Genomic DNA, 6440 nt, shown 5'->3' with positions numbered 1-6440 from the left:
GGGGCATATTTGCGCCTCAATGTGTCGGGTTCCGCACGAAACGTGTCCCGTGGTGTAGATGATACGGGCGAGTGGCGAAGGCATCTTTCAGCCTGCGGTAGCTCGCGGCGGGCAGCGCCGTCGCGCCAAGCCCGATCGCTTTGACACGGCGCTCGAAGGAGAGGGACGCGCTGCGGCCGAACCCGGTTGTTGGAGGGCAAGGCGCTTCTCGCCCGTTCGGCATGCCCACCTTCCGCTTAAGTCTCTGCAACACGGCCCAGGCTCATGGGTTGCACGATGTTCGTTCCGAACACCGAAACTGGTTTACTGGGTTACCTCATTCGTGACGCCCGACACCGTCGTGGCTGAACGAGCCCTGGGCCAGTATTACTGAACGTGTACGGTTGTTACGGAATACCGAGATGGCCCTCGTTCGTCACTTGGCCCTCTCCATGACCAAGCGTTTGAGCCTGCTCGACTGCGGAATTGCTTTCGGCATTGTGCACGTACTGGGGGGCGAGTTCGGACGTCCATGGCACGAAGCGGCTACCCGCGATTGAAAACGTATTACCCAAACTGATCTGATCGCCGCTGCCGAGGGGCTCGTTGAGCAGGGATTCGCCAACCCGGACGGCATTGTCATCGAGGGAGCGAGCGCCGGCGGGGGCACCGTGCTTGCCGCGGCCCTCATGGGGCCAGATTTGTTCCGCGCCGTGCTTGCCGAGGTCCCGCTCGCCGACATTCTAGATGCTGAGATGGACTTCACAATGCCGTACGCGCTACAGGAAACGGCGGAGTACGGAGATCCCCACACCGCCCACGAATATCGCAACGTGCGCAGCTACGACCCGTATTACAACCTAAGCGCCGATCGGCCTCTTCCGCCGACTTACGTCGATGCCGCGGTGCACGATGGCCAGGCCCTCTATTACCAGCCCGCTTGCTATGTGGCGCAGCGTCGGTCATGTGCGCTCGACCGCGATCCTGAGCTTGTCTTCCGCATTTGGATGGTGGGCGGCCACAGCGGCGCTTCACACGGGGCTGGTGTAGCTGAGGAAGCTACATTTCGCATGGCATGGGTCCTCGACCAGCTCTTCAGCGATAAGTACGATCAGGAGAATCGATCAGGAGCATGAAGTGAGCAATCTAAACAGCGGCCTGAGGTGCTGCCACGCCCGACCATGTCCCTGCGCGCCCTTGTTTCACTCGTCATCTCACGAAGGATTCCCATCCACCCGAGGTGGAACCTCGTATCACGCCGACTGAATCGCTGGGGTCGTCAACAACAGCCTTGCCCAGGCTGGCTCCCTTAATCATCTAGTATGCGAGCAAGGGTCACCGCACAGGGAAACACGTCCGACGCGATTGTCCTCGCCTGATTGATGCAAGCGCGGCGTTAACCGAAGAGCCGGCCCTACGGCCTTCGATTTCTGAAGCGCGCAGGAATGACGACCGTAGCCTTGAAAGCCAGCGCAACGACAGGTCCGACACCAAGGACGGTCGTCAACCGCGCAAACCGTGTCACCCTTCACGATCGACAACAGCCTTTCATGCACTACCGTGAACTGCTCGCGAAGTTTCTGCCGGGCGGCGAGCAACACCTCCATGATGTCACGTAGCTCCGGGATGTCGCCGGAAAGGTCCTGGATGCGATCCCCAAATTTGGCAGCGCCGACAATGCCAACCTGAGACCGAAGTTACGCAACAGGCCTCGAATGTCATTCTCAATTGCGATGGCCTTTTCCTGCAGCAACTTGCGGGCTGTCAACAGGCGCCCGACGTTCCTGGCTCATCAGCGTCTTGACGTGCATCGGCCGGAACACAATTAACCCGCATCACCTGCGCAATGCCGCGCATCGTTGCGGTCGGTCTTGTTGCCTGCGCCTTGAGAAAGGCCTTCCGTTCCTGATGCTTGTGGCTGTTTACGCAGACCACGTTTTATCATCAGCTCGAAGCAGCACCTCAAACACCCGTTCGGACAAAGCCGAATACCCCGTCTAAACACCTAGCGCTATCCGTCACCCAACCTTTCAGGACCACCTTTTCACACGGCTGAGCATGACCTGTTCGGCCTCACAGAGCAACGTTCGCATCATCCATCCCCGCAGAGCGAAGCACGGCCGACGCGCTTGCTCTCTCCAGATTCCTTGATCACTGGCAGTTGCTCCTCCGAAACCGGTCGAAGTGCGCGGGCCGGGATTATCGATGGTATTGGTGAGCCCTAAGGCAACGACAGGCCCGACACCCGGAACTGTCGTCAGATACCGGCAGTTGTTATTACCCTGACAATATCGAGCACTTTCCGATAAAGGGGACAGCTCCTCCGCGACTGCCTGTGATGCTGCACCTCAGGCTATATCAGCTTGAAACGCCGCACCTCTGACCATTCCGTCCAGAGAAGGATCAAGCCGAATACCCCATCTAAATACTTGGTTGTTCGAGCGGGTCGTCACTGCTGTCGCGTAGATCGCAGGGAAGAAGTCAGATATCGTCTTGTGCAACCAGCACCAAGTCGCGCCAGTACCTCGTTCGGGTTAACGCCAACCGTTGCTGCAAGATCATTTACAGTTAAATCTTCTCCCAGTAGTTCTACAAAGCCACCTATAAGACAAAGTGCGTCAGGAACGTCTGTTATATCCACCATTATGTTATCCATGCATATTGTTCCGATTAGAGGGACAGAATATCCAGCGAACCGAGCGGAAGTTTTGTTCCCGCAGGCCCAGGGAAGGCCATGCTTGTAACCGATCCCAACGATTGCTACGCGGCTAGTTCGAGCCGTACGAAATGTCGCCCCGTAGCCAACCGCCTCCCCCGTAGCGACACTGCGCATGTCGAGTATTTTAGCTCGGAGCCTTGCAACGGGTTGCAGCGGATTTGGTTTAATACCAGCGTCATTAAGCCCGTACAGTGCTGAGCCCGCCCGTACCATGTCGAAATGATAGGATTTGCCGAGCCAAATACCGGCGGAGGCTGCGAGACTGCCACAGGTGGGCTTAAGCATATCGTAGATCGCCTGGAAGCGGTTCCTTTGCAACACATTGGTGGGGTCCGCACCGCGTTCGCTGCACGCCAGATGGCTGAGTACGAGCGAAGGGGGATACCTATGGAAAGTTCCAGAAAGATACGCGCGATGCACTTCGGCAAAAGCGAGCCCAAAGCGGGAGAATCCCGTGTCCACGTTGAGAAAGTATGTTTGCCTCCCTGTTGCGCTAATGGCCTCCAATTCGGCACAATTGTTTACAACGGGTATGAGCCCGTTAGATCGATAGTATGGGCCAAATTTCGCAAAATCATCGCAAAAAACCGCAATTGCCGCGCCTACATGGGATGACCTTAGATGCAACGCTTCGTCCAGATTGGCGACGAAGAGCAGATCGCAGCCGGCATCGATGAGCGTTCTTGCAATCTCTACAAGACCAAGCCCGTAGGCGTCGCTTTTGACGACAGCGGCCGCCCTTACGTTTGGCCCAACGAGGGCCGAGATGGCCTGGAAGTTCGCCTGAATGGCCCCGAGATTAATTTCCAATACAACATTGGAAGGCCGCACCAGTGGCAGCATGTCCTTCTCTCCAACAGTTCCCGTCTTCTTAAACCTTGCAGACTCGCGGCGCAGCCTACTAAGATAGGTAGGCGCGCCAGCGAGATTACCGTTTAAACCGGCGGAGCACCGCCCCAATCCCCATCTTCGGCGAGATCGCCCTCCAGTCGCCATTGATGATTTCAAGGGCTGTCTCCTCACGCTAGGCTTTCACGGCTATTTGCACCGTCCGCAGGCTTTTTGTCGTGAACCGTGTTTGGTCGATATTCATCAGCCTCTGCAGCACGAGGGCTGCCGAGAGTGTCGGCTCAGACTCCAATCATGCCAGAATCTGAGCTCATAGCGCTCAAGCAAGCTCGGTCTCTTGGGATATTTGTCCGCCGATACGGCCTCTATGGGTGGGTCGCACCTCTCCGCCCTGCCAAGCCGTCTTCAGAAGTTGTGTGCGTCAAGTTCTGCAAAAAATGGCGTGGCATTCAGCGGTGACGTTGGCGTGTCCGCCGCGCAGCCCCGTGTTTAGCGGAGCGGCGGACATGGCGGGCCGCGTCTCAGGCGGCCAGTGCTCTCAGGCTCTCCTTCTTGTGCTCGCGCAGATGATCCATGTTGAGGTAGCGGGTCGCCTCGAGCCAGTTCTCGTGGATCTCCACCGCCAATGCCCGAACCAGCCGCAAACAGCTCTGCGGGTTGGGGAAGATGCGAACGATCAGGGTGCGCCGCTTGATCTCCTGGTTTAGCCGCTCCAGCATGTTCGTCGACTTCATGTGCTTGTGATGCGGCAGCGGCAGCCGGTAGAAGCTCAGCGTCTCCTCGATGTTGGTCTCCACCCAATCCACCAGCTTCGGGTATTTTGCCTGCCATTTGGCGATCCACTGCGCCAGGTCGCGCTTGACCTCGGCTAGGTCGCGCCGGTCATAGAACCATCTGAGCTCCATCAGGCAGTCGTCATCGACCTTGCGCGGCACATAATCGAGCGCGTTTCTGAGGAAGTGCACGTAACAGCGCTGCCAGACTGCCTCGGGCAGGACTTCGCGGATCGCTGCCCTGAGCCCCGGATGGTCGTCGGAGACGACGAACTCGACGCCGGCAAGCCCGCGCTGCTTGAGCCCTGCCACGAACGCCCGCCAGCTCGAATGGCTTTCACGGTTGGCCAGCTCGACACCGAGCACTTGGCGCCGGCCCTCCCAGTCGACGCCGATCGCCACCAAGACCGCCTGGCTGGCGATCACGCCGGCCTCGCGCGCCCGCTCATAGCGCGCGTCCAGGATGAGGTACGGGTAAGGTTCGGCAAGCCGCCGCTCATAAAATGCCTTCAGCGCCTCATCCAGCCGCGCCGTCGCCTGGCTCACCGTCGAGGCCGAGAAGGAATGGCCGCACACCTCCTCGGTGATCGCCTTCACCTTGCGCGTCGACACGCCTTGGACGTACATCTCGACCAGCGCCGATACCAGTGCCTTCTCCGAGCGCTGATAACGCTCGAACAACTCCGTCGAGAACCGGCCGGCCCGATCTTGCGGAACCCGAAGCTCCAGCACGCCAACCCGCGTCACAAGCTTGCGTTCGTAATAGCCGGACCGGTAACCAACCCGCTCCGTTGTCCGCTCGCCTTTCTCGGCCCCGATGGCCTCCGTCATCTCGGCTTCCAAAGACTCCTGCACCACAGTCTGCAATACCTTGCGAAAGCCGTCCTCATCCGACAACAGCAACGCTTTCAACTCGCCTCTGCTCAGTCTAACTTCTCGATTGGTCATGGCACTTACCCTTCCACGGGAATCGGTGATCGCAACGTCACCAGCGTGCCATGGCCGCCTCGCCTCAGCGCAAGGCCTGTTCTCTCTCCAGAGCTTTTTGCGGAACCTTCAGGACACTATATCTTCAGATTTACGGTGAAGCGCTGCAGGTCAATGACGACCGGTTCCTGTGGCGTTGCTTGCACCCCACGACGATCGACGCGTCTTCCCAAATCTTCCTGCCGCATGGATGCCGGTGAACAGCATCAGCGGTTCCGCCTTGCACAGCTCCTTGTCGACCTTCGCCACCTCGGGATGGGCCAATACACGCTCGACCGGCGGCGCTGGCGGATAATAGCGCTTGATCACACGCGCGCCGAAATAGCCGATCGGATAGGCCTTGAACTTCTGCTTGGCCGGCTTGTCGGCGCCCGTCTGCGGCAACCGCGAACTACCGTGGGGCTGAAGGCAACGATGCAATGACGAGCGCGTCAGATGCGGGATCGTCGGCTGAAGGGCATAGAGACAATCATCGAGCGGCAAGAGCGTGTGCTTGCGAAAGGCGACGATGGCGGCTTCCTCTTCGAGCGACAGCAGCGTCGAGCGCGGCTCTCTGGGACCGGTCGGAAGGTCGGCGGTCGAGGTCCGATTGCGCCACTTCGCGACCGTCTTGGGATCGATGCCATAACGCTTGGCGAGCTTCTTCAGGCTCTCTTGACTATTTTGTATTGCTCGACGGATCGCCTCTGTCGTCGTGGCGCGGCCGTGTAGAACCTGACCCATAGTGCCTCCTTTCCATTCCGCGGAAAAGATCGCACCATTAAAGCCGGGGATCAAACACCTAGCCCGTTTAATGCAGCGATGACAAGACCACTTTCTCGCGTCCGCACCGGCACGCACTCGGTCCACCCTGTGGCGATATCGGTCAAGACCATGGTTTGCACAAGCTGCCGGACGAAGAGGTGCCGGAATGGGCAACGAAGTCGACCTCGACATATCCAGGCGGATCGTTCCAGTCGCCGAAGGTGCGCACCGGAACTGACCGACGCACCGCAGAACTCAGTCCGGCGCGACGGCGCTGCCCGCCGCGAGCTACCGCAGGCTGAAAGATGCCTTCGCCACTCGCCCGTATCATCTACACCACGGGACACGTTTCGTGCGGAACCCGACACATTGAGGCGCAAATATGCCCC

At 59.0% G+C, this 6440-nt stretch carries 3 protein-coding genes and 3 pseudogenes; 1 reads left to right on the top strand and 5 read right to left on the bottom strand.

Going from position 1 to position 6440, the window contains the following annotated elements; genetic code table 11:
• Positions 1 to 545: 545 nt before the first annotated feature.
• On the top strand, positions 546 to 1115 hold the full coding sequence (locus EN852_RS34315; RefSeq protein ID WP_348628157.1) for a prolyl oligopeptidase family serine peptidase: 570 nt from the start codon (positions 546 to 548) through the stop codon (positions 1113 to 1115).
• A 198-nt stretch (positions 1116 to 1313) separates the two neighbouring features.
• Here EN852_RS34315 and EN852_RS42690 read toward each other — a convergent pair.
• The 5 genes and pseudogenes from EN852_RS42690 to EN852_RS42685 all read right to left on the bottom strand — a co-directional run.
• Positions 1314 to 1914, bottom strand: a pseudogene (locus EN852_RS42690) (transposase); the annotation flags it as partial.
• Between the two features lie 514 nt (positions 1915 to 2428).
• Positions 2429 to 3541 (bottom strand): alanine racemase, encoded by a 1113-nt coding sequence (gene alr, locus EN852_RS34305; RefSeq protein WP_127230893.1) that lies wholly within the window; start codon positions 3539 to 3541, stop codon positions 2429 to 2431.
• Positions 3542 to 4068: 527 nt separating this feature from the next.
• Positions 4069 to 5268 (bottom strand): IS256 family transposase, encoded by a 1200-nt coding sequence (locus EN852_RS34295; protein WP_127880144.1) that lies wholly within the window; start codon positions 5266 to 5268, stop codon positions 4069 to 4071.
• 357 nt (positions 5269 to 5625) lie between these two features.
• Positions 5626 to 6030: pseudogene (locus EN852_RS34290) on the bottom strand (IS481 family transposase); the annotation flags it as partial.
• 80 nt (positions 6031 to 6110) lie between these two features.
• Positions 6111 to 6337 (bottom strand): annotated as a pseudogene (locus EN852_RS42685) (transposase); the annotation flags it as partial.
• Positions 6338 to 6440 lie beyond the last annotated feature (103 nt).

This window comes from Mesorhizobium sp. M2E.F.Ca.ET.209.01.1.1 (assembly GCF_004010375.2).
Taxonomy (GTDB): domain Bacteria; phylum Pseudomonadota; class Alphaproteobacteria; order Rhizobiales; family Rhizobiaceae; genus Mesorhizobium.
This window is presented reverse-complemented; position numbering and strand designations above follow the sequence as displayed.